At 32.3% G+C, this 24,543-nt stretch carries 23 protein-coding genes, 1 tRNA gene and 1 riboswitch; of the genes, 21 read left to right on the top strand and 3 right to left on the bottom strand.

Translation table 11 applies throughout. The annotated features are described in order from the left end of the window. Positions 1 to 34 precede the first annotated feature (34 nt). The 4 genes from OWK30_RS10340 to OWK30_RS10325 are packed head-to-tail and all read left to right on the top strand — an operon-like array spanning position 35 to position 3,843. Positions 35 to 1,177 (top strand): ABC transporter substrate-binding protein, encoded by a 1,143-nt coding sequence (locus OWK30_RS10340; protein WP_423326220.1) that lies wholly within the window; start codon positions 35 to 37, stop codon positions 1,175 to 1,177. After that, complete coding sequence (locus OWK30_RS10335; RefSeq protein WP_423326218.1) at positions 1,177 to 1,959, top strand: ABC transporter ATP-binding protein; 783 nt, start codon at positions 1,177 to 1,179, stop codon at positions 1,957 to 1,959. The genes OWK30_RS10340 and OWK30_RS10335 overlap by 1 nt, the downstream gene beginning before the upstream one ends. After that, positions 1,947 to 3,104, top strand: a complete 1,158-nt coding sequence (locus tag OWK30_RS10330; RefSeq protein WP_423326216.1) for a phenylacetate--CoA ligase family protein — start codon at positions 1,947 to 1,949, stop codon at positions 3,102 to 3,104. The genes OWK30_RS10335 and OWK30_RS10330 overlap by 13 nt, the downstream gene beginning before the upstream one ends. Positions 3,105 to 3,162: 58 nt before the next feature. Continuing rightward, a complete protein-coding gene (locus OWK30_RS10325) occupies positions 3,163 to 3,843 on the top strand; it encodes a CBS domain-containing protein (protein WP_423326214.1) in 681 nt (226 codons plus the stop codon). Between the two features lie 138 nt (positions 3,844 to 3,981). Here OWK30_RS10325 and ldhH read toward each other — a convergent pair whose 3' ends face one another. Together ldhH and OWK30_RS10315 are read right to left on the bottom strand one after the other, a co-directional pair. Beyond that, positions 3,982 to 6,108 carry an L-lactate dehydrogenase (quinone) large subunit LdhH gene (gene ldhH / locus OWK30_RS10320; RefSeq protein WP_423326212.1) on the bottom strand — a complete coding sequence of 709 codons (2,127 nt, stop codon included), beginning with the start codon at positions 6,106 to 6,108 and terminating at the stop codon, positions 3,982 to 3,984. Positions 6,109 to 6,119: 11 nt separating this feature from the next. After that, a complete protein-coding gene (locus OWK30_RS10315) occupies positions 6,120 to 6,584 on the bottom strand; it encodes an LUD domain-containing protein (protein WP_423326210.1) in 465 nt (154 codons plus the stop codon). 173 nt (positions 6,585 to 6,757) lie between these two features. On the opposite strand from OWK30_RS10315, the gene OWK30_RS10310 reads away from it, so the two are divergent. The 7 genes from OWK30_RS10310 (at position 6,758) to OWK30_RS10280 (ending at position 13,141) form a co-directional block, all read left to right on the top strand. Beyond that, on the top strand, positions 6,758 to 7,837 hold the full coding sequence (locus tag OWK30_RS10310; protein WP_423326208.1) for a TRAP transporter substrate-binding protein: 1,080 nt from the start codon (positions 6,758 to 6,760) through the stop codon (positions 7,835 to 7,837). 44 nt (positions 7,838 to 7,881) lie between these two features. Continuing rightward, positions 7,882 to 8,385, top strand: a complete 504-nt coding sequence (locus OWK30_RS10305) for a TRAP transporter small permease subunit (protein ID WP_423326206.1) — start codon at positions 7,882 to 7,884, stop codon at positions 8,383 to 8,385. Continuing rightward, positions 8,382 to 9,710 (top strand): TRAP transporter large permease, encoded by a 1,329-nt coding sequence (locus tag OWK30_RS10300; protein WP_423326204.1) that lies wholly within the window; start codon positions 8,382 to 8,384, stop codon positions 9,708 to 9,710. Before OWK30_RS10305 ends, OWK30_RS10300 begins: the two co-directional genes overlap by 4 nt. Positions 9,711 to 9,723: 13 nt before the next feature. After that, a complete protein-coding gene (locus OWK30_RS10295; protein ID WP_423326202.1) occupies positions 9,724 to 11,097 on the top strand; it encodes an FAD-binding oxidoreductase in 1,374 nt (457 codons plus the stop codon). Next, positions 11,097 to 12,350, top strand: a complete 1,254-nt coding sequence (locus OWK30_RS10290; RefSeq protein ID WP_423326200.1) for a (Fe-S)-binding protein — start codon at positions 11,097 to 11,099, stop codon at positions 12,348 to 12,350. The genes OWK30_RS10295 and OWK30_RS10290 overlap by 1 nt, the downstream gene beginning before the upstream one ends. Then, entirely contained in the window at positions 12,319 to 13,038 is a 720-nt protein-coding gene (locus OWK30_RS10285; RefSeq protein WP_423326198.1) for a FadR/GntR family transcriptional regulator, read from the top strand. The genes OWK30_RS10290 and OWK30_RS10285 overlap by 32 nt, the downstream gene beginning before the upstream one ends. Before the next feature lie 30 nt (positions 13,039 to 13,068). Then, positions 13,069 to 13,141 (top strand) — tRNA-Arg (locus OWK30_RS10280). A gap of 285 nt (positions 13,142 to 13,426) precedes the next feature. Here the strand turns inward: OWK30_RS10280 and OWK30_RS10275 are convergent. Beyond that, positions 13,427 to 13,849 carry a PPC domain-containing DNA-binding protein gene (locus tag OWK30_RS10275; RefSeq protein WP_423326196.1) on the bottom strand — a complete coding sequence of 141 codons (423 nt, stop codon included), beginning with the start codon at positions 13,847 to 13,849 and terminating at the stop codon, positions 13,427 to 13,429. 99 nt (positions 13,850 to 13,948) lie between these two features. Between OWK30_RS10275 and hisS the strand changes: the two genes are divergently transcribed. From hisS to OWK30_RS10225, 10 genes are all read left to right on the top strand, one after another. Next, positions 13,949 to 15,202: a histidine--tRNA ligase gene (hisS, locus tag OWK30_RS10270; protein WP_423326194.1), complete on the top strand. Its 1,254-nt coding sequence runs from the start codon at positions 13,949 to 13,951 to the stop codon at positions 15,200 to 15,202. A gap of 11 nt (positions 15,203 to 15,213) precedes the next feature. After that, on the top strand, positions 15,214 to 17,010 hold the full coding sequence (aspS, locus tag OWK30_RS10265) for an aspartate--tRNA ligase (RefSeq protein WP_423326193.1): 1,797 nt from the start codon (positions 15,214 to 15,216) through the stop codon (positions 17,008 to 17,010). Between the two features lie 76 nt (positions 17,011 to 17,086). After that, on the top strand, positions 17,087 to 17,908 hold the full coding sequence (locus OWK30_RS10260; RefSeq protein WP_423326192.1) for a LysM peptidoglycan-binding domain-containing protein: 822 nt from the start codon (positions 17,087 to 17,089) through the stop codon (positions 17,906 to 17,908). A gap of 36 nt (positions 17,909 to 17,944) precedes the next feature. Further along, positions 17,945 to 18,078, top strand: a riboswitch (molybdenum cofactor riboswitch). Positions 18,079 to 18,133: 55 nt separating this feature from the next. After that, complete coding sequence (locus OWK30_RS10255; RefSeq protein WP_423326190.1) at positions 18,134 to 19,162, top strand: molybdopterin-binding protein; 1,029 nt, start codon at positions 18,134 to 18,136, stop codon at positions 19,160 to 19,162. Then, complete coding sequence (locus OWK30_RS10250) at positions 19,162 to 20,220, top strand: sulfate/molybdate ABC transporter ATP-binding protein (protein WP_423326188.1); 1,059 nt, start codon at positions 19,162 to 19,164, stop codon at positions 20,218 to 20,220. The genes OWK30_RS10255 and OWK30_RS10250 overlap by 1 nt, the downstream gene beginning before the upstream one ends. Then, positions 20,217 to 20,954, top strand: a complete 738-nt coding sequence (gene modA / locus OWK30_RS10245; RefSeq protein WP_423326186.1) for a molybdate ABC transporter substrate-binding protein — start codon at positions 20,217 to 20,219, stop codon at positions 20,952 to 20,954. The genes OWK30_RS10250 and modA overlap by 4 nt, the downstream gene beginning before the upstream one ends. After that, the gene (locus OWK30_RS10240) at positions 20,951 to 21,709 is read left to right on the top strand and encodes a molybdate ABC transporter permease subunit (RefSeq protein WP_423326184.1); all 759 of its coding nucleotides are present in this window, start codon (positions 20,951 to 20,953) and stop codon (positions 21,707 to 21,709) included. The genes modA and OWK30_RS10240 overlap by 4 nt, the downstream gene beginning before the upstream one ends. Before the next feature lies 1 nt (position 21,710). Further along, entirely contained in the window at positions 21,711 to 22,910 is a 1,200-nt protein-coding gene (locus tag OWK30_RS10235; RefSeq protein ID WP_423326182.1) for a molybdopterin molybdotransferase MoeA, read from the top strand. Then, entirely contained in the window at positions 22,907 to 23,830 is a 924-nt protein-coding gene (locus OWK30_RS10230; RefSeq protein WP_423326180.1) for a radical SAM protein, read from the top strand. Before OWK30_RS10235 ends, OWK30_RS10230 begins: the two co-directional genes overlap by 4 nt. A gap of 54 nt (positions 23,831 to 23,884) precedes the next feature. Beyond that, a complete protein-coding gene (locus OWK30_RS10225; protein WP_423326178.1) occupies positions 23,885 to 24,403 on the top strand; it encodes a ferritin in 519 nt (172 codons plus the stop codon). The last annotated feature ends 140 nt before the right edge of the window (positions 24,404 to 24,543 follow it).

Raw genomic sequence — 24,543 nt, 5'->3', positions numbered from 1 at the left:
AATATTGCATATGAAAAATTTTGTGGAGGATGTTATGAAAAAGTTTTTTATCTTCTTTTTTGTTATTACGATGATTGTGAGTTTAAGTTATGCAAAAGAAGTAAAGATAGGCGCTTTAGTTGATTTGACAGGGCCTACTGCTGATGTGGGTAAACCTTATGCAGATGGTGTTAAAGATTGTGTTAGATGGTTTAATGATAACGGAGGTTTAAATGGTGATAAAATTAAACTTATAATGGTTGATTATGGGTACAAAATTCCACAAGCGATATCGGCTTATAAAAAATTTAAAAGAGAAAAGGTCGTTGCTATTCATGGTTGGGGCACAGGAGATACTGAAGCGCTTACAAAATTTATAAAAAAAGATAAAATACCTTATTTCAGTGCTTCATACTCTGAGCATTTAACTGATGCAAAGAAAAACCCTTATAACTTTCTAGTGGGAGTTACATATTCTGATCAGGCTCGTATTGCATTAAAATATATTAAAAAATATGGAGTTAAAAAAACTGTGGCCTTTGTTTATAATGATACTGGATTTGGTAGATCGCCTTTTTTCCCTGATGGGGAAGACTTTGCAAAAACCATTGGTGTTAAAGTGGTAGATAAAGAGGTGGTGGGGCTCAAATCACTGGATGCCACAAGCCAATTGTTAAATATGGCAAAGCATGATCCAGAATATGCATTGGTACAGGAAACATATATGGCGACATCTACAATATTGAAAGATGCTAAAAAGCTTGGAATAGAAACCAAATTCATAGGTTTTAACTGGACTTTTGGCAAAACGTTAATAAAGCTTGCTCAAGATGCTACTGAAGGTTTTTTGGCGACAAATCCTTTTGCTCTATGGACAGATACCGATGTAAAAGGGATAAAGTTTCTACGTGAATTGAACAAAAAATATCATCCCAATGTGACTTTTAGGAAGATAAATTATATCCAAGGGTTTAGTAGTATGTATGTAATGTTATCTGGTTTGAAAATGGCTAATAAAAATTACAAAGGTGAAAATTTGAAAAAGATTTATGAATCTATGAAAGGTTTTGATACAATGGGGCTTACTGCACCAGTGACATTTACTAGCACAAGTCATAAAGGGGTAAGAGCGCTTAGAATTTATAGGATTAATAATGGGCAAATGAAGCCTATTACTGATTATATTTCGGTAGAGTAATGCTTAAAGTAAATAATATCGAAGTAATTTACAATGAAGTTATACTAGTATTGAAAGGGTTGTCTTTAGAAGTTAAGGAGGGAAGTATTACTTCTCTCCTAGGTTCAAATGGTGCAGGTAAATCAACTACGTTAAAAGCCATTTCTGGGCTTTTAAGACCAGATAATGGAGAACTTACTGAAGGTGAGATAATTTTTGCTGGTCAAAGAATTGATAAAAAAGATGCTGCTGAAATTGTTAAAATGGGTATATTCCAAGTAATGGAAGGTAGAAGAGTTTTTAAAGATTTAACAGTTGAGGAGAATCTCATAGCAGGTGCTTATACAAGAAAAAATAATGAAATAAAGTATTTGATGGAAAGAGTATATACATATTTTCCTAGATTGAAAGAGCGAAGAAAGCAGCTTGCTGGATATATGAGCGGTGGCGAACAACAGATGATTGCCATTGGAAGAGCTTTGATGGCAAAACCTAAGTTGATTTTGATGGATGAACCTTCTTTAGGGCTTAGTCCTCTATTGGTTAAGGAGATTTTCAAAATTGTTGAAAAACTAAATAAAGAAGAGGGTACATCCATATTACTTGTAGAGCAAAATGCCAATATGGCTTTATCTGTGTCAGATTACGGTTATATTATGGAAAATGGTAAAATTGTTCTAGAAGGAAATGCTTCGGAATTAATGGAGAATGATGATGTGAAAGAGTTTTATTTAGGGTTAGGTAGTAAAAAGAGTTTTAGGGATGTAAAACATTATAGAAGGAGAAAAAGGTGGCTTTCTTAAAACAATTTTCAAAAGTTTTATCTTTCCTGAAAAAGAATAGTGAACATCCTTTCATTCAATATCAGTTAGAAAGGTCGGGATTATCTGTTAGCGATATAAAAGATTATGATGATTTTAAAAAAATAAAGGTTATATCTAGAAAAGATTTAGCAGATTTGTCGAAAAATCTAGAAGATTATTTAAAACTTTTTGAGGTGTGTCCGCAAAAAATTTTTGAATCTCCTGGTAACATTTTCAACTTATTGTTTGATAAGTACTATCAATATAGATTTTATAAGGCGTTGGAGATCTCTAGTTTTAGTGCTTGTGATGTAGTAATAAACACTTTTGCATATCATTTGACTCCTGCAGGTGAGATGTTTGAAGAGGCTTCGGAAAAAATTGGAGCAACTGTTGTGCCTGTTGGTCCAGTCAGTAGTGAAAAATGTGCAGATTTAGTTGCAAGGACAAAGGCTACAGCATTTATTGGTACAAAGTCTTTTTTGAAAAAAGTGCTGGATCACTTAGGAAGTAGGAATTCTTTAATTAAAGCTTATTTGATTGCAGAAAAAGTTACAGAAGCTGAACGAACGGAATTAACTGAGAAGTATAACATTGAAATTTATCAAGGTTATGGAACTGCAGAAGTAGGTTTGATTGCCACAGAGTGTGAATACAAAAATGGCATGCATATTGATGATGAGCTGTTTGTTGAGTTTTTGAGTGTTGATCATACTGAAATTATAAAAGAGAAAGAACTAGGTGAAGTGGTTGTTACCTTGTTAAATGAGAAATTTCCGCTTATTAGATATGGGACAGGTGATTTATCTCAATATGTTTTAAAAGAATGTAAATGTGAAAGAGATAGCATAAGAATATTGGGTATTTTTGGAAGAACAGATTCTTCTGTGAAAGTAAAAGGAGTTTTTATTCATAAATGGCAATTTGATCAATTTTGTAAAGAAAACTCTATTGTTGGAAGACTTTTTGTGAACTCTGATTATGATAATTTTGATTATTTAATATTAAAAATTAGTAATAATGTAGAGAATATTCATGAAAAATTCAAAGATGTGTTTAAAGTTAGTTTAAAAGAGGTTGTAATAGATGAAGGTATTAAAGAAAACGAAATTGTTGATAAACGTAACTACATTAAAAATCTGTGAATTGAAAAAGATTAGTGTTATATTATTTTTAAATATGAAAAAATAGGGGCGTGTAACAATGTTTGTAAAGGATTGGATGAAAAAAAATATTGTAGTAGTAAATAGTAATGATACAATCTTAGATGCTTTACATTTAATGAGAGAGCATAACTTTAGAAGATTACCTGTTTTGGATGGTGATAAACTTGTTGGTATTATTACTGAAAAAGATATAAAAGATTTTTCCCCTTCGAAAGCAAGCACTCTTGATATTTACGAGCTTCATAACGCACTAGCAAAATATGAAGTTAAAGATGCCATGACGACAAATGTTATTACAGTGAGACCAGAAGATCCTATTGAAAAAGCAGCCATTATATTACGTGATAAAAGATTTGGTGGATTACCTGTAGTAAATAACGAAGGTATACTTGTAGGATTGATTACAGCTGTAGATGTTTTTGATGAATTTGTTGAGGCTATGGGAATAAGGGAAAAAGGGGTAAGGATAAACATCCTTGTAGAAGATAAACCGGGAGCTATTGCTGAACTTGCAAAAATTATTAAACAATATGGTTTAAATATCATTAGTTTAGCAACATTTTATATGAAAGAGAAACCAGGACTGAGAGATCTTGTAATAAGAATTAATGGTGATGAAAAAAATATAGAGTTGTGTGTTGAAGAAATAAAAAATGTTGGTTTTGATGTTACGAGTGTACTCAAAATGGAAGAAATAAATGGACTTGGTAATTTATAATTATTGATTTATTTCAGTTTCATCATAAAAATTTTCTTACTTAGTGGATAACTTTCAGGATATAAAGTGGGTATTGGCTCACTTTAGACCCGAAAAATAGGATGATGATCTAATTATTATTTTAGTAAATTTATTTACTTATAATGCGACTAATGTTGTGTAATTTTCTAAAAATTGAGATACATGCATTACTTTTACGTTTATACCTTTATTGATGAGTCCACCTTCAATTTGCATTATACATCCCGGGCAATCTGTTAGGAGGATTTCTGCGTTAGTATTCTTTATATTGTTTATTTTATTCTCAAGTATTTTTGATGAAATTTCTGCAAAGTCAAAGGAAAATGAGCCACCAAATCCACAACATGCATCGCTATTTTTAAGTGGTATAAAATAATCTTTTAAAATTTCTTGTAAAAAGTTTTCTGTTGAAAAGCACAACCCTCTTTTTTGGTGGCAAGGAGTGTGGTATGTGACTTTGTATTTTGCAGTGTATTTGAGCTCTAAACGGTTTTCTGCAAGAAATTGAGATAAAGATTTGACTTTGTTAGCCATTTTTTCACTTTTTTTATAGTCTTGTGGTGAGTTAATGGTATATTTAGGAAATTCTTCTTTGATCGCCATTCCACAGCTTGGACAGAGAGTGATTATATCTTCAGTAATTTTTTCATCAAAATATTTCAGATTTTTAATGATGGTTTTTTTACCATTTTCCCCATCTCCAGCATGAATGGCAGGAAGTCCGCAGCAGACCATTTTCTCAGGAATGTTCACTTTGATATTTGCTCTATCAAGGAGCTTCAAAAGAGTTAGTCCCATTTCCGGATAAAAATATTCAATGGCACAACCAGAATAGAAAGTAACTGATTTTTTATATTTCTTTGATGGTTTTGAGCTGTAAAAATCTTTATAAAGTGCGGTAAAACTTTTTGGTGCTATGGATGGTAATGCCCTGAAGTTTTTCTCTTTTCCCATAAAAGGGATCTTTTCGATTTTTTCATTTTTTAAGAGAGGCCTTTGAAGATATTTGCCTATCTTTGTAATTGTTTTGAATAATGCAGGGTTTGGCATAACATATGAATAAACTGCTTTTTTGGGAAGACTTAGGCCGTATTTTGGTGTAATTGTGGCGTTGATATCTGAGATGAGGCTTTGTAAATCTATTCCTGTTGGACAATTTACAGAACAGGTTTTACAGCCGATACATAGCTTTAAAATCTCATTTGCCTTCTTTTCGTCTCCATAAAATGATGTGAGAATCAATCCTATGGCACCCACATAAGTATCACCGAAAACATGTCCGCCAATTATTTCATATACGGGGCATACGTTGGCACAGCTTCCACATCTGATACATTTTAAAGCTTCTTTTAAATTTTTATTTTTGAATAGAGGGAGTCTACCATTGTCAAGGAAAACGAAGTGTACTTCTTTATTTTTATCGTTTTTTGCCGGATAACTTCCTGATATCCATGTGACATAAGTACTTATAATCTGGCCTGTGGCACTTTTTGGCAGTGCTCTAATTATCTGTAAAGCATCTTTAAAGGTATTTATAAGTTTTTCATATCCAAGAATAACAATATGAACATCAGGGATGGTAGTTGAGAGTCTTGCGTTACCTTCGTTTGTTACAATTCCTATTGTTGCAGTTTCTGCTACGGCCACATTGGCACCGGTTATTCCTACCTTGGCCTTAAAATAGTAGTCTCTAAGCTGTTTTCTTGCAATTTTTACCATTGCTTCTATATCATTTTCGTCAATTTTATTCCCTGTGACCTTTTTAAAAAGTTTTGCCACCTGTTTTCTACTTTTATGTATAGCAGGCATAACCATATGGCTTGGCGTTTCGCCGGCAAGCTGTAAAATCCATTCTCCCAGATCTGTTTCTATGGGGGTAATACCATTTTTTTCCAGAAACTCGTTTAATTTGATTTCTTCTGAAGTCATGGACTTTGATTTAACAATGATATCGGTATTGTGTTTTTTGCAGACTTCCAAAATGTAGTTGTTTGCATCTTCTGCTGTGGCTGCCTCATAGACATAACAACCTTTTTTTAAGGCATTTTCTTTAAATTTATTATAAAGATTTATAATTTCCTCATAACTTAAATCTTTAATATTGTTTATTTTCGTTCTGATTTTTTCAAAGTTTAGACCCTGATAGGCTTTTTCTTTAGATATTTTATAGCTTTCAGCAAAGGTTTTTAAATTTTCGGATAAAATTTTATCATTAATTTTTTCCTTAATTAATTGCTTCAACATGGTAGCTACTCCTATCTGTCATTAATTATAAAAATGTTAGTTTCACAAGGACCGTGTACGCCGATTGTGAGGACTCGTTCGATATCTGCCGTTCTACTGGCGCCTGTAATGAATGCGATATAGCTGTCTTCAGATGTTTTTTCTTTTAGAAATGTGGATATATCTTCAAGTTTTTTTAAAATCTTTGACTTGAAGAGTACAATATCCAGCTTTTCAGCAAGACAAGTTGCTTTTCTTAAATAGTAATTCTTCGAATCAATTACAGCAGTTCCGGTTTCTGCAATTCCAAAATCAGCTTCTACAACAGCAGCAGCGATACCATTTTTGTCAATCTCTAGGGTTTTATGTATAGAATATGATGGTAGATAAATAAAGTCGTATTCTTTTTTAAAATCTATTTTTAGAAAGTTTTCTTCATTTAAAACATGATTTTTATTTCCCACTAATTTTGAATATTGAATAAAAGTCTCAACCATATAACCCTCCGAAATGGTAAGACCATTATAAATGCATATTGTGATGGTTGTCAATATCTTATTTGTTTATAAAAATATTCTAAATATCAAGGAGAAAAGAGCTTGACAAAATATAGGTAATATTATTATATGGTATTACCAATTGTTGGTAATAAAAAATGGGAGGTCATTTTATGAAACGTTTTTTGAAAACCTTGCTTATTGCGCTGTTTGTAATTTTTATGTTTAATCAGGTTTATGCAAAAACTTACCGCTGGAAACTTATAACCACTTGGCCTACCGGGATTCCTTGGCATGAAACAGTTTTGCATTTTGCAAAAACTGTTGAGGAACTGTCTAATGGTGAGTTGAAAATTAAAGTTTTTCCTGCTGGTTCAATCGTTCCTGCGTTTCAGGTTTTCGATGCAGTAAGGAATGGTGTTGCTGAAATGGGGCATGATTGGCCAGGTTATTGGAAGGGGAAAGATCAGGCTTTTGTTGCATTTGCTTCAGTTCCTTTCGGAATGAACAATATTGAGTATTCCATTTGGCTTATGGCTGGAGATGGAATGAAGCTTGCAAAAGAGCTTTATGGGAAATACGGACTTGTACCACTTTTGGGAGGAAATTCCGGACAAGAGATGGGCTTTTTTACTAAAAAGCCTATTACTGAAGTGTCTCAACTAAAAGGTATGAAAGTAAGAACAGTGGGTTGGGCTGCTGATATTCTTAAAAATATGGGTGTATCAGTTACACCGCTTCCTGGTGGTGAAATATATCTTGCTTTTGAGAGAGGCGTTTTGGATTCTGCAGAATTTTCTACTCCATTTATTACTTATCCTATGGGTTTTCAAGAGATTGCAAAGAATGTTATGGTACCTGGATGGCACCAAACTGCAGTTCAGTTGATGTTTGAAGTAAACAAACGCGCTTATGATAAACTTCCAGATCATCTCAAAAAGGTTCTTGAGGTTGCTTCAAGAGAGACTCAACTTTGGGATTTGGCAAGAAGTGAATATAATAATGCAAAGGCAATAGAAAAATATATGAAAGAAGGGGTAAAATTTAATAAACTTTCAGATGAATCTTTAAATGAATTAAGAAAAACTACAAAGGCTTATTTAGATAATCTTAGAAAACAAAGTCCGTTTCTTGATAAAGTTCTTAAATCTCAAGAAGATTTCATCGCTGAATACTCAAAATGGAAAGATTTACGCAGCGGTGTTTCTGCTTATCCATATCAAGAATATATTAATGGTAAACATTATGAGTAGTTAAAAAGGGGAGTTTCCTCCCCTTTTTTTAATTGGAGGTTCTAATGAGAAAAATCGTAAAATTTATTGATGGTATTAATGAAGTTATAGGTAAAATAACGAGTATTTTGGTATTCGTGTTACTTTTTGTGGTGGTTTTTGAGGTTGTAAGAAGAAAAGTATTTAACAGCCCTACAATGTGGGCTTTTGAGTTAAGCTATATGCTTTATGCAGTTATGTTTTTAATGGGGTTTGGTTATACTCTAAAGCATAAAATGCATATAGGGATAGATGTTATATATTCAAGATTGAGCAAAAAAACTCAAGGTATCTTAGAATTAATTACCTTTGTTATATTTTTTCTTCCTTTTACATTGGTTGCTATAAAATCAACCTGGACTTTTATGATACAATCTTGGCAAGGGTTAGAACATAGCCAATCGCCTTGGGCTCCACCTGTATATCCTTTTAAAACTTTTATGCCAATAGCATTTTTCTTATTACTGTTACAGGGAATATCAGAAGCAATCAAATCTTTTTACAAAATAAAAGGTGAGGAGATAGAATGAGTCCTGAATTTTTATCTGTTGCAATGTTTGTTGTTTTATTGATAGCTGTTTTTTTAGGTCATCCATTAGGAATTACTCTTGGTGGTCTTGGTATAATTTTTGGTATTTTGGGTTATGGTCCAGGTGCTTTTTTCATATTGGCAAATAAAACATACGGATTAATGACGAATTATGTGCTTGTAGCTATACCTCTTTTTATCTTGATGGCACAGTTTCTCGATAAATCAGGGGTAGCTGAAGAACTTTATGAAACAATGTACATAGTTTTAGGGCCTATAAAAGGAGGGCTTGCACTTGCAACTGTTGTAGTTTGTACAGTTTTTGCAGCAACAACAGGTATTATTGGTGCTTCCGTGGTGGCAATGGGACTTTTGGCGGCTCCTTCAATGTTAAAAAAAGGATATTCCAAGGAGTTGACGGCAGGTGTTATCACAGCAGGTGGAACTCTTGGTATATTAATTCCTCCTTCCATTATGTTGGTGGTTTATGGTGGGTTGATTGGAATGTCTGTTGGAAAGCTCTTTATGGCTGCATTTATGCCGGGACTATTATTATCTACACTGTATTTAATATATACATGGGTTTACTGTACATTTATAAACCCTGAAGCCGGACCTCCTATACCAGAAAAAGAGCGTGTTCATACAACAGGTCAAAAATTATTAATGACGCTGAAATCTATGGTGCCACCTCTATTTTTAATTTTTGCAGTTCTTGGTAGTATTGCAGGTGGTATTGCTACTCCTACTGAGGCTGCTGGTTTGGGTTGTATTGGAGCTTTGGTTTTGGCTGCTTTAAACAAGAGATTGGATTTGAAAATGTTAAAAGAGGCTGGGTATTCTACTTTGAAAATTACTTGTATGGTTATGCTTATCTTTGTTGGTGCTAACTTTTATACATCTATTTTTATGGGTTTAGGTGGTGGTGACGTTTTTACAAGTATACTTTTTTCAATCAGTTCGAATAAATGGGTGATTTTAGGTATTATGATGTTTATTATTTTTATCCTTGGTATGTTTGTGGATTGGCTCGGTATATTGCTTTTATGTGTTCCTATTTTTACTCCTATTGCTGTTGATCAGTTAAAGTTTGATCCATTATGGTTTGCAATGATTGTTTCTGTAAATTTGCAGATGTCATTTTTAACACCTCCTTTCGGATATGCACTGTTTTACTTAAAAGGGGTTGCCCCAGAAGGTATGACAATGGGGCATATATATAGAGGTATTATACCATTTGTTATCCTACAATTAATAGGGCTTGCATTATGCATAATTTTTCCAGAGATTATTACATGGTTGCCATCTGTTGTGTTTAAACAATAACAAAGAGGTATTTATGAAGAAAAGTTTGGTCAAAGAGCTTGAAAAGAGGTTGGGCAAAAGCAGTGTTTTGATAAGTGAAGGTGATAGAGCACTTTTTAGTTATGATGCTGCTTATGGCGAAAAGGTGTTGCCTGATATTGTGGTGTTTCCTGAAAATAAAGATGATTTGCAGTTTGTTATTAACCTGATGAGTGAAAATGAGATTCCAATAATTACAAGAGGCGCAGGTACCAATTTAAGTGGTGGGACTGTTCCTGTGTCCGGTGGTTGTGTGTTGGTGACCACTAAAATGAATAGAATTTTGGAGATAAATGAAAAGGATCATTATGCTGTTGTTGAAGCTGGGGTTGTTACAAAACAGCTTGCGGATAAAGTTGAAGAGTATGGACTTTTTTACCCACCCGATCCGGGAAGTATGAGTATTTCAACTATTGGTGGTAATGTTGCGGAAAATGCTGGTGGATTAAGAGGTTTAAAATATGGTGTCACTAAAGATTATGTGATGGGTGTAAAGTTATTTGATATGGCAGGCAATGAGGTAATAGGGGGCGGAAAAACGGTAAAACTCGTAACCGGTTTTAATATCCCGGGATTAATGATTAGTTCTGAAGGGATGCTTGGTATTATGTATGAGATTATACTAAAGCTTGTTCCAAAGCCTGCGACATCGAAATCTATGCTTGTAGAGTATTCATCGGTGATAGATGCATGTAATACGGTTTCAGAAATAATTGCTTCAAAAATTTTGCCAAGTACGCTGGAATTGATGGATAATTTTACTATTAATGCAGTGGAAGAATCAGAAAAAATAGGATTACCGGTGAAGGCTGATGCTTTATTGTTAATTGAAGTGGATGGTCATCCTGCTGTGGTAGAAGATGAGTTTATCATGGTTAAGAAGATTTGCGAAAAAAATAAAGGGTATGTAAAGGTTGCAGATAATAATGAAGAAAGGGATAATCTCTGGACTGCAAGGAGAAAAGCCTTAAGCTGCCTTGCAAGGTTGAAGCCAACTCTTATTTTAGAGGATGCTACGGTGCCTCGCAGCAAAATTCCTGATATGATGAAAGCTATCAAAGAGAATGCTTCTAAATATAATATAACGATTGGAACGTTTGGTCATGCAGGTGATGGTAATCTTCACCCTACAATTCTTACAGATAAAAGGGATGAGGATGAATTTAGAAGGGTAGAGAAGGCCATTGATGAAATATTTGAAAAAGCTCTTTTATTTGGAGGTACGCTGAGCGGAGAGCATGGAGTTGGCTTGTTAAAGGCAAAATATATGGAAATAGAAGTAGGAAAAGGTACTATTATTTTTATGAAAAAGCTAAAAAATGGAATTGATCCAAAAAACTTACTAAATCCGCATAAGATGGGGCTTTAATGAAAAAATTAGTGGAAGATTTGAGGCAGATAGAAGAATTAATTATTAGGTGTATGAAATGTGGTACATGTCAGGCGCATTGCCCTCTTTATCAAAAAGATTTTTTTGAAGGAGCTGTAGCTAGGGGGAAAATTTCTTTATTAGAATCTATTTACGATGGCAAAATTGATGATATAGAAAATACTCTTAAGTATATTGATTATTGTATTTTATGCGGAAGATGTGAGACTAATTGTCCAAGTGGTGTTAAAACAGTAGAGATATTTTTAAAAGGGAAAGCTATTTTAAGAGAGATTAAAGATTTACCTGTTTATCAAAAGATACTTTTGAAAATTTTGCTTGGAAAACCTGAGTTGCTGAGTAGGTTTGCTCCTCTTTTTCACATGGGGTTTAAACTTGGAACGAAAAAAGTCAAAGATGATATTTATAAGCCAATATTTAAAGGAATTGGTGAGAGATTTACCAAAGGGATAAAAAAGAGGTTTTTTACAGGCGAATATGGTGGGGAGAACAGAGCTGAAAACGAAAAGATGAAAGTGATTTTTTATCCTGGCTGCGCAATAAATATGATTTATTTCGAATGGGGAGAGAAAATAGTTAAGCTTTTAAATAAGTTGGGAGTTACGGTTATTGTTCCTGAAGTAAATTACTGTTGTGGAATTCCTGCTGCTACCATGGGTAAACAGGATATGATGAAGGAGTTACTTGAGAAAAATTATGAGTATTTCGAAAAATATAATACGGATTATGTGATAACGGCTTGTCCAACTTGCAATCATTCTTTGGCTGATTTAGGTGAGAGTATAGGATTAAAAGTACCTGATAAGAAATTTATGGATATTCTGATTTTTCTTGATAAGGTGCTTGATATCAGACTATCTGATATTACAGATAAAAAAGCTTCTCTTCATATTCCGTGTCATTATGATAAAGATTTTCTGGATGATATGAGAGTGTATGTTAGTAATATTTCATCAAATTTTGTAGTTTTAGAAAATCAAAATTGTTGTGGTTTTGGTGGAACTTTTAATTTAAAAAATTATAATAAATCGCTTGCTTTTTCAGTTGATAAAGCTAAGGAGGTTAAGAATCGAGATATTGAAATTATGTTTACACCTTGTCCCGGTTGTGCTATAAACCTGATGGATGGATTGATACATTTAGATGCAAATTGTAAGGTATTGCATCCAGTAGAGGTAATTTATAGGGTGGTTGTAGAAGATGTTTCAGAGGATCAAGCCAAAAAGAATTAGTGATGAAATTTTTGAGCAGATAAAACAACTGATTATAGAAGGTGTGTTAAAACCAGGGGATAAATTACCCCCTGAAAGAGAGCTAGCAGCCCAGATGGGGGTTAGTAGACCAACTTTGAGAGAAGCTATAAATAAACTAGAAGCAAAAGGATTTTTAGAGCAAGTACAAGGTGGTGGTACTTATGTGAAATCTCTAGGTGATACCGCTTTGGATAATGCCTTTGAAGAATATGCAAAAAAGAAAGATGCTATACTTGAGATTATGGAAGTTAGAAAAATACTTGAAACATGGGCTGCTTATACAGCAGCAGAACGTATTACAGAAGATGAGTTAAAGCAGCTTGAGCAATATCTGAATGAAATGGAAGTGGCCTTAAAGGATGGGCAGATAGGTTATGATTCTGATGCAGATTTTCACTCTATAATTTCTTATGCCACAAAAAATATTTTTCTTATACATATTATGAACACAATATATCAATGGATTGAAAAAATTTCTTTTGAAGTGAGAAAGAGACTTTATAATGATTATTACAAACATGATTTGCTGTATAAACAGCATAAAGCAATTTTCGTTGCTATAAAAAACCAAGATCCTTTAGAAGCTTACAATGCGATGTTAAATCATATGAACTATGTTCTTGAAAAAGTGAAAGAGATTATTTCAGAAGACGACTCTACCAATTAAATTTTCTGTTAGTTTAATATACATATAAAAGGGCGGTTAGCTCAACAGGATAGAGCTCGGGTCTCCGGAACCCGGTGTGGGAGTTCGAGTCTCCCACCGCCCGTGTCTAAGTTTTTTCTTTATTTTTGTGACAAAAGGTATATACTAAATAGAAATACATACAAGTGAGTAGAAGATGATATATTTTATTTTATTTCTAATATTTTTTTTTGGTTTTCTGATATTTTGTTTTATTAATGGATGTAATATTGGTCGGAGAAGATGTTATTGTGAAAATTGCGAAAGTCAAACTGTTCATAAAGACCTTTATTGTGAATGTGAAAATGATCTTGGAAGAAGGAAATTGGTTCTTGAGTGTGAGAAATGTAAATCAAGACATTTTATTTACTTATAAGTCCCATAAGTAAAGATTGGTTTCTTCATCGAAAACTCTATTTATAGCTTTTCCGTCATACTCTATAATATCTATTTCACATGCATAAATAATGGTATCTGGCAATAAATGACCACCTACGACAGTGAAATCACTTCTTGCTAAAGATATGTGAATATGAGCAAATGGTTTATTTTCTTTTAATGAAATATTACCTTTTAAACTAACTATTTCCATAGCTTCATTGAAATGAAAGTTTTCGTATTCTTTTTTTATCTGATTAAAATATGCAATGTTTGCCTTTTGTACTGCACCAATACCTATAATAATACCTGCCGTTATTGGTATTTTATCAATAATATTCATTAGTGAATAATATAAATCGTCACCTTTTTTTAACTTGGTTCTGAGTATATTATTTACCTTATAATTTCTCATAAATGCCTCACTACACTATTTATTGACAGAGTAGTTAAACTGTCTTATAAAGCAAAATGTTTAATATATTATAGCATAATTTTCAAATAGGGGGTAGTTTTGTTTAAAAAAGTTAAAGGATTTAGGGATATTTTTGGTAAGGATACCTTTTATTGGCAGTTAATTGAAGATAAATTTAGAAATTATTTTTCGAAATTTGGCTATGAAGAGATTAAAATACCTATTTTGGAACGCACGGATTTATTTGTTAGAGGTATTGGAGAAACCACTGATATAGTTGAAAAGGAGATGTTTACGTTTCAAGATAGAGATGGCACATATTTATCTTTAAGACCAGAAGGGACTGCTTCTGTAGTAAGAAGTTTTATTGAAAATAAATTGTATGAGCCACCTTCAATCAGGAAATATTACTATTATGGTCCGATGTTTAGGAGAGAAAGACCACAAAAGGGTAGGTTTAGACAGTTCTACCAAATAGGTATAGAAGCATTCGGGTCAGTTTCTCCTTTGCTTGATGCAGAAGTTATTTATATTCTTTATACTTTTTTAAATAGTTTTGATATTAGTGAATTTTTGAAATTGGAGATTAACTCTATTGGTTGTGCCGAATGTAGATCAAAATATAGAGAGAAACTTGTTAACTATTTTGAAAAATATAAAAGTGATTTATGCAATGATTGTATTAATAGATTGGGTAGAAACCCGTTAAGAATTCTCGATTGTAAAGTGGAATCATGTAAAATTATTGTGAAAAATGCACCTTTGATTTTGGATTTTTTATGTAATGATTGTGCAAAGCATTTTAATAAGCTCAAAGACTATTTAAATGTTTTTGAAGTTGAATTTGCTGTAAATCCTAAAATTGTTAGAGGACTTGATTATTATGTGAAAACTGCTTTTGAAATGGTAACAGATAAATTGGGAGCATCTTCAGCAGTTGGAGCTGGTGGAAGATATGATGGTTTGATAAAAGCTCTTGGTGGTCCTGATATTCCAGGTATAGGGTTTGCAATTGGTGTGGATAGGCTTGTGGAGCTCGTTAAAATTAAGAGGGATATGGAATACAGGTTGGTAGATTGTTATATAATAACATTTGATGAGTATGTTAAAGAAGCTGTTTCTTTGCTGAATATTCTTAGGACTGAGGGCTATAATACTACGATTGGGTATGATTTGGGAAGTATTAAGTCTGAAATGAAAAAAGCTAACCGTTTAAATGCTAAAACGGTATTGATTATTGGTGAAGATGAAGTGAAAAATGATGTAATTACTTTAAGAGATATGGATAGTGGGGAGCAATCACATGTAACATATGATGAGTTATTAAATAAATTGGAAAAAATAATAAACTAAGGAGGCATAGAGTGCTTGAAAATCTTGGTAGTTGGAGAAGAACTCATACTTGTGGTGAATTAAATTTAAGCAATTTGAATGAAGAAGTTATTTTAATGGGATGGGTACAAAGAAGAAGGGATCACGGTGGTGTCATATTCGTAGATTTGAGGGATAGAGAAGGAATTACCCAGGTTGTTTTTAACCCAGAATTTAATAAGAAAGCTCATGAAAAGGCTGAGAATTTAAGAAGTGAATATGTGTTGGCTGTAAAAGGTATAGTAAGTAAACGTCCTGAGGGAACAGAAAACCTCAAACTGAAAACTGGCGAAGTTGAGGTGATGGTTAAGGAATTGAAAATCTTAAATGAGTCTAAAGTGCTTCCTTTCACTATTGATGAATATTCTAATGTGGGGGAAGATATAAGATTAAAGTATAGGTATCTTGATTTGAGAAGAAAACCTTTGCAAAAAAATATAATTCTAAGACACAATTTGGTTAGAACTATTAGGGAATTTTTGTATAAAAAAGGGTTTCTTGATATTGAAACACCTTTTTTAACGAAAAGTACTCCTGAAGGAGCAAGAGATTATCTTGTTCCAAGTAGAGTTAACCCTGGTAAGTTTTATGCTTTACCTCAATCTCCTCAAATGTTTAAACAGTTGCTTATGATATCAGGATTTGATAAATATTTTCAAATTGTTAAGTGTTTTAGAGATGAAGATTTAAGGGCTGATAGACAACCTGAATTTACCCAGCTTGATATGGAGATGTCTTTTATTGATAGAGATGACTTGATGGACCTTATTGAAGAAATGTTTGTGGAAATATTTAATAAAGTATTAGGGATAAAGCTTGAAAGACCGTTTCCTAAAATAAGCTATGCAGAAGCAATGGAAAAATATGGCCATGATGCTCCTGATACAAGGTTTGAGATGTATTTAAAAACTATTAACAATATAGTTTCTGGGTGTGGATTTAAGGTTTTTGCTGATGCTGTAAAAAGTGGTGGAGTTGTAAAGGCTATTAATGCTAAGGGTGGGGCAAAATTTTCTAGAAAAGAGATTGATGAGCTTACTGATTTTGTTTGTAGTTTAGGAGCTAAGGGGCTTGCATACATTAAAGTTAATGATACCGGGTTACAGTCTCCTATAATAAAATTTTTGGGAGAAGAGATTACAAATAAGATTTTAAAAGAGGTGGATGCACAAGTAGGTGATATAGTATTTTTTGGTGCTGGTGATGAGAAAACAGTTAACTTATATCTGTCTAAATTACGTTTACTTCTTGGTAAAAAACTGGGATTGATTAATGAAGAAAAATATAATTTTGTGTGGGTACTTGATTTTCCTCTCCTTGAATGGGACGAAGAAGAAAGAAGATATGTTGCTATGCACCATCCATTTACATCTCCTGTGGATGAAGATATTCCACTTTTTGATACAGACCCAGGTAAAATTAGAGCAAAAGCCTATGATTTGGTTTTAAATGGTTCTGAAATTGGCGGTGGTAGTATAAGGATTCATAGAAGTGATGTTCAAGAGAAGATGTTTTCAGTATTAGGACTAACACCTGAAGAGAGGGAATACAAATTTGGATTTTTTATAGAGGCGTTGAGATACGGAACTCCACCACATGGTGGTATAGCTTTTGGAATTGATAGGATTGCATCAATTTTCGCTAAGGCTGATTCAATTAGGGATGTTATAGCTTTCCCAAAGACACAAAAAGCTACTGACTTAATGAGTGATGCTCCTAGTGTGGTAGATGAAAAACAGTTAAAAGAGTTATTTATTAAAGTGGATTTACCCGAGGAAATGTTAAAATAAAAGAAATAATTTTTGTAGGTTTGACATTTGTTAACTTATATGATAGTAATAAGAAAAAAATCAGGAGGAATTTATCATGAGGCATACTAGGTTGTATTTACTGCTAGTATTGGTTACAGTATTTCTTTTTGCTTGCGCAAAACCACCAATGAAAAAATATAGTGATGTTCAGAAAGTTGTAAATGAAGCTTGGGTTGTTGATGCTGATAAGTGTGCACCTAAAGAGTATAAAGCCGCACAAAAAGCTTTTGAAGAGGCTCAAAAGGAGCTGGAAGAAGCTAAAAATCATACATTTAAGGGTAAATATTATGATAGAGCTGAAGCTAAGTTAGATGAAGCAAAAGCAAAAGCTGAAAAAGCAAAGAAAGTTGCTCAAAAGAGAAGAGAAGCTGCTGATAAAGTTGGTAAAGAATTGGATGAATTGAGGGATGAAATTGATACTATCAAGGATGATGCTAAAAAATATGACCCAGTGACTTTTGCTGAAGTAGAAGATTTATATGAAAAAGCTCAAAAAGCTGTAGATGATTGTGAACCAGGAAAAGCAAGTATGTTGAGAGCTCAAATTGAAAGTAAGTTGGATAAGATAAAAGAAAAAATTGCTATTGCAAAGGCTGAAGAGATGAAAAAAGCTATGAAGCAGAAAGAAATGGCTAAAGTTGAGAAATATACAGTTGTTAAAGGTGATTGTCTGTGGAAGATATCTGAGCTCAAATATATGAATCCTTTTATGTGGCCACTGATTTATTGGACAAACAAAGACATGATTAAAGATCCTGATTTAATCTATCCAGGTCAAGTTTTTAAAATTAGGAAAGATTTTGCTGATAATGAAAAAGAAAAAGCTATAACTTTTGCAAAGAACAGGGGCCCTTGGTCTCTTTTTGATGGTAAATAATTTAGTTGTTATAAATAGTTAGTTGTTGTTTGAAAATTAGGTCATGATCTCCGAGTGTATAAACCTAAGGCCTAAGCTAAGGTTTATACACCGGCTGGGCAGTTGCCCCCAGGGTATAAGTGGAAACACTTATGCCTCCCGACTTGGAAAGGAGATGCTGGTTTGAAGATTGAGCCGGTTATCCTTATTGGGGGTAACCGGCTTTTTTATTGATAAGGAGGTTTTGTGTTTAAAAAAGTAAAAGTTGAAAATGCTGTAGGTTTTAAGTTAGCTCATGACATAACAGAGATTAATTTGGAAAAAAAACTTAAAGGTGTGGCTTTTAAAAGAGGGTATTTAATACAAAAAGAGGATATTGAGCGATTAAAATCTTTGGGTAAATATTATGTGTTTGTATTTAGTGAAACAAATTCTAATGATTTTGTTCATGAAGATGATGCTGCTACTGAGCTAGCACCAGCTATAGCTGGAGAAAATATTAACTATGATTTGCAACCTACAGAAGGTAAGATAAATTTTTATGCAGCTGAAGATGGGTTGTTAAAAATTGATAAACAAAAAGTTATTTCTATAAATAAGTTGAAAACTCCTTCTTTACCCACTAAACATTCTGATATACCAGTCAAAAAAGGAGATATTGTCGCTGCTTTTCGTATAATTCCTCTTTATTGTGAAATAAAACTGATTAAAAAGGTGAAAGATATACTTATTTCACCTGCTATTGAAGTAATACCATATAAATTAAAAAATGCCGGGGTAATTATTACAGGAAATGAAGTTTATGATGGAAAGATAAAAGATAAATTCAACCCTTTAATTGAATCAAAGTTAAAAGAATATGGTTTGAATATTGTTAGATCATCTATTTTACCTGATAATAAAGAAAAAATAACGGCAGAGATTAAAGATTTTTTAAAGGAAGTTGATATCCTTTTCATTACAGGAGGAACTTCAGTTGATCCAGATGATAATACGAAACTGGCTATTAAAGAAGCTGACGTGGATATCGTGCAGGAAGGGAATCCTATACAGCCTGGAAATAACTTTACTATTGGTTATTTTGGTTTCATACCTGTGTGTGCAGTTCCTGCGGCAGCATTATATTATAAAGCTACGGCACTGGATATTTTTTTACCTAGATTGATAGCTGGAGAACGGATTACTGGGGAAGAAATAGTAAAGTATAGTGTTGGTGGGTTGTGTTATTTTTGTAAAGTTTGTGTTTTTCCTGTTTGTCCTTTTGGAAAGGTGTGATGATAGAAGTAAAAATAAGTAAAAAATTTAGAAAAAAATCTTTTTATTATGATTTTAAGTCTGATAAGAATAAAATTGTTGTTTTTGGTCCGAGTGGTGCCGGTAAATCTAATCTGGTTAAAATGATCGCGGGTTTTTATCCACCAGATGATGGGACTATTGTTGTGAATAAAACAATTTTTTTTGATAGAAGGGGTAGAATAGATTTAGCTGTTAATAAAAGAAATGTGGGGTATTTACCACAGGAATATACTCTTTTTCCTCATTTGACTATAAAAGAAAATATTTTGTATGGTGTAAAAGTAGGCAATGCTAAATATGATGAAAATTTATTCTCTTTTTTAGTAGATACATTAGAGATTGGAGAGTACCTTAATTATTATCCCGGTGTGCTATCTGGAGGCCAAAAACAAAGGGTGGCAATAGCTCGTGCTTTCATGGTTAAACCTAAAATATTTGTATTTGATGAGCCATTTTCTTCTTTGGATAAACCTATAAAAGAAAAATTGATTGATGTGATAAACTATCTGTTAGATATTATAAAAATACCTGCAATTTTTATTACCCATGACATAGATGATTCTTATCTTTTAGGTGAAGATGTTGTTATTGTTAAAGAAGGTCGAGTTATAGAATATGGCAGTAAAGATGTAATTTTTGATAGGCCAAGATATGTTGAGACGGCGAGCTTGGTTAATTTTAAAAATATTTGGAAAATTGATAGAGTAAAGGGAAACTTGGTCATTATAGATGGGATTAATTTAGATTTAGGCGAAAATTTAAAAGAAGCATCATTTTTAGGTATTAGACCTGAAAATGTTATGATTTTAAGAAAAGGTGAGAATAATAGGAGAGAGAATATTTTGGATGTAACTGTTAAAAATATAAAGAAAATGAGTGGATACTATGAACTTTTAGTGACACATTATAAATTGTCTAAAATAGTTATAAAACTACCTGAGCATGCCTTTAAAAAATTGAGTCCTGTATTGGGAAAAGATGTTAAAGTTTCATTAAAAAAAGAATCGTTGGTACTAATGAGGAGATATGGGTTATGATTAAAAAGATTATTTTCATTTTCTTGATTTTACCAAGTGTTGTTTTTTCTTATGAAATTTATTTTTATGTTGCTGCATCGATGACAAAACCTGCCAAAGAGGTTGTTAGAAAGTTCAATTCTCAATCAAAAGTTGATCATATTATTTTAATAACTGGTGGTTCAGGTCAATTATTGAATAAAATAATTTTTTCTAAAAAAGGTGATGTTTATTTGCCAGCTTCAAAATCTTTTAAAGATAAAGCAGAGAAAGCAGGAATTGTATTAGAAACTATCAGTTTTCTTTATCAAACACCAGTGTTTGGTTTGTCGGAAATTGGAGAAAGAGAAATTAAATCTTTTGAAGACTTGGCGTATAAGGAAGTAAGGATTGCATTGGGTAATCCTAAAACAATGGCATTAGGTAAAATTTATGAAGATATCAAAATTAAAATGCCTAAAAATCTAGCCAGTGGTATTGAAAAAAATATGGTTGTTTTAGCTCTAAATGTTTCACAAATTGTCAATTATTTAAAAACAAACACTGTTGATGCTGGAATCATTTTTGATTCTGTGGCAAGGGTTAATAGCTTTACATATTTAAAATTTCCAGATAATTATGCTGAAAAGGATGTGGCAAGTATTAACTTGTTGAAATTTAGCAAAGATATGGAGAAGGTCAAGCGGTTTATCAGTTTTTTAGTAAAGAATAAAGATGTTTTTAAAAAATATGGGTTTGAAGTTATTGATAAATGAAATTTACTAAAGTAGCGAGTTTAATTACATTTGTTTTGTTTTTACTAATTTTAGTTTTAATACTTTTTTCTCTGAAAGAAATATCTATTTTACAACTAAAAGAAATAATTTCTGATAATGAGTTTTTAAACGCGGTAGCTTTCGGTTTTTTTACAGCTTCTATCGCTACATTCTTTTCCTCTTTTTTTGGGATACCTGCTGGTTACTATCTTGCAAGACAAAGAAAAGGGGTTGCGAATTTTCTAGATGTTTTTTTTGATGTTCCTTTAATAATTCCACCATTAGTGGTTGGGGTATTGATACTCAATTTTTTTAATGCATCTTTGCTGAATAAATTTTTTAATATAATTTTTACTTTAAAAGGTGCAGTAATTGCACAATTTTTTATCTCTTTTCCTTTTACACTAAAATCTTCAAAGAGTGCTTTTGAATTGGTGCCTCCAATTTATGAAAGAATTGCAATGACTTTGGGGGCTGGATATTTTAGATCTTTTTATGATACAACATTTAAACTTGCGTTTAGGGGTATTTTTGCTGGAGTGATGCTCAGTTGGCTTAGGAGTTTTGGAGAGTTTGGTGCCACTTTAATGGTAGCTGGAGGAATTCCAGGAAAAACTGAAAATGTCCCCATTAATATTTATTTAAATATGACCGAAGGTAATTTTCAAAAAGGTATAGCGGCTAGTGTATTGACAATAATTTTTGCATGTTTTGTCATTATGTTTGTGAAAATAATATTTAAATATAGAAGGTGATATGATGATTAATTTTGAAGTTGCAAAACAAATTATTTTAGATAATGCAAGAACCTTATCTGATATAACTATAAATGTTGAAGAAAGCTTTGGTTATGTATTAGCTGAAGATATTGTGACAGATAGGGATTTTCCTGATACTAAAAAGAGTGCAGTAGATGGTTTTGCTATTAAGCTTTCTGATAGAAATCAATATAAGATAATTAGAACCATTGTGCCCGGTGAATTGGTTAGGATAAAACTTAAAAAAGGAACAGCTGTTTTTGTAATGACTGGAGCTGTTGTGCCAGAAAATGCAGATGCTGTGGTAAGAGTAGAAGATTGCGATAGTAAAGGTGATTTACTAAGTATTCATTGTCATGTGAAAGTTGGAGACAATATAAATCAAATAGGTGAAGAAAAAAAAGTAGGTGAAAAAGTTATTAAGAAGGGTAGTATAATAGATGAAAGGGTTTATCCAGTTCTATTCTATCTTGGATTGAAAAAAGTAAAAGTATTTCAAAAGCCTAAAGTTGGTATTTTTACTACAGGTGATGAACTGCTTGATATCGGGAGTGAGTATAAAAAAGGGTTTGTATTTAATACTAATAGATATATTGTTGAATCAGTTTTGAGAAAATTAAATATTTCGTTTGATTATTATGGAAATATTAAAGATGATGAAATTGCCGTTTCGAGGGCTTTAAAAGATATGTTTGAAAGATACGATATTTTAATTAGTTCAGGTGGGGTTTCTATGGGAAAATATGATTATATTAAAAAGTTATTAAATGAAGAAAATTATGAAATTTTAATTAATAGGACGAAAATAAAACCTGGTAGCCCATTGATTGTGGCAAAAAATAAGAAGAGTATTATTTTTGGTATGCCTGGTTATCCTACAGCTTTTTTTACTAATTTGTTGCTTTATTTTTTACCCTACATAAAAAAGACGGTTGGTAGAAAAGATTTTAATCATAATTTTGTAAAAGTTGAGTTGGGCTCAGATATGCATTCTAAGGAAAAAAGTGATTATTTTAACAGAGCAAATATTGTGTTTGAAAATGGAAAATATATAGCTTATGGTTTGGATTCACAAAAAACTTCTCATTTTATAAATTTTGCAAATTGTAATGGGTTAGTAAGAATACCACAAGGTGTGGGTAATGTAAACAAAGGGTATATTGCTGAGGCAATTTTATTTGAAAAGGAGATAAGATGAAATTTGTTTTTGGTCCAGTTCCTTCGAGGAGGTTGGGTGCTTCTCTAGGTGTTAATCTTGTTCCTTATAAAGTATGTTCTTTTGACTGTTTATATTGTGAAGTAGGAAAAACAACTGAATTAATTTTAGAAAGAAAAAGATTTTTTAATCCTGATGATTTACTAAGTGAATTTAAGATTAAATATAAAAAAAGAATTAATAAGATTGATATTGTTACGTTTACTGGAGCTGGTGAACCTACTTTGAATATTGATTTGGGATATTTTGCTAAAGAGATAAAAAAAATAATAGATAAGCCGTTGGCAATTCTAACTAACAGTAGTTTAATTATGAGAGATGACGTAAGGCGTGAGTTAATGAATTTTGATATCGTTGTTCCAAGCTTAGATGCTGTGAATGAATTAGTCTTTGCTAAAGTTAACAAGCCTGTGAATGGGTTAAAAGTTAATGATATCATAGAAGGTTTAAAGCTGTTTTGTGATAAATTTTCTGGTGAAGTTTATATTGAGGTGTTATTAGTAAAGGGAGTTAATGATTCATATGAAGAGTTGCAAAGATTAGTAGAAGTTTTAAAGAATTTGAAATATACAAAAGTTCAATTAAATACTGTCTTTAGACCTACTTCATACAAAGGGATTGTTGGGTTAAGTGAAAAAGAACTTTTGGAGAAAGCTTTATTTTTGAGCAAAAATGGTATTAGAATTGAGACTGTGGGAAATTATGTTAGAAAATTAAATAATGATGACTCAAGTCTTTTTGAGGATATTGTGGAACTTTTAAAAATGCGTCCGTGTACTAAAGAAGATTTGATTTTGTTGTTTGGTACTGCTAAGATTGGAGAAGTAATTGAACAGTTGTTAGTAGAAAAAATAATTATTAAAAAGGAATATAACGGAGAAATATTTTATTTTAGAAAATAACTTTAAATTATATTAAAATATATCATATTAAATGAATAAAAAAGGAGGTAAGTTATGATTTCAAAAAAAATAGCAGAGGCACTAAACAAACAGCTCAATAATGAAATGTTTTCTGCGTATCTTTATCTATCAATGTCTGCTTATAGTGAGCATATTGGATTGAAAGGGTTTGCAAACTGGTTTTATGTGCAATACCAAGAAGAAATGGTTCATGCTATGAAATTTTATAAATATATCCTTGATCAGGGAGAAATTGTGAGATTGATGCAGATTGATCAACCAGATCAGGAGTTTGACTCACCTTTAGATATGTTTGAAAAAACGTTGGAGCATGAGAGATTTATTACGAAATGTATTAATGAACTAGTTGATATTGCTATACAAGAAAAAGATTATGCAACTCATACTTTTCTGCAGTGGTTTATTACAGAACAGGTAGAGGAGGAAGCCAGTGTGGGTGAAATTCTTGATCAGCTTAAACTTGTTCAGAATTCTGGCAACGGATTGTTTATGATTGATAAAGAGTTGGGTCAAAGAACTTTTAATGCTACAGAGCTTGCAGGTGATAATTAATCCCGAATCCAAACTCCCGTATGACAGTGGCTTGATAGCCAAATCAACCAATAAGGACTTTTGGGACGGGGGACATACTAACTATGAAGTTTTAAAGCTTATTGCTACTTCGGTCCTCTGTTCCATTCTTAATTCATTAC

It is taken from the genome of Deferribacter abyssi (genome assembly GCF_049472655.1).
GTDB lineage: Bacteria > Chrysiogenota > Deferribacteres > Deferribacterales > Deferribacteraceae > Deferribacter > Deferribacter abyssi.
This window is presented reverse-complemented; position numbering and strand designations above follow the sequence as displayed.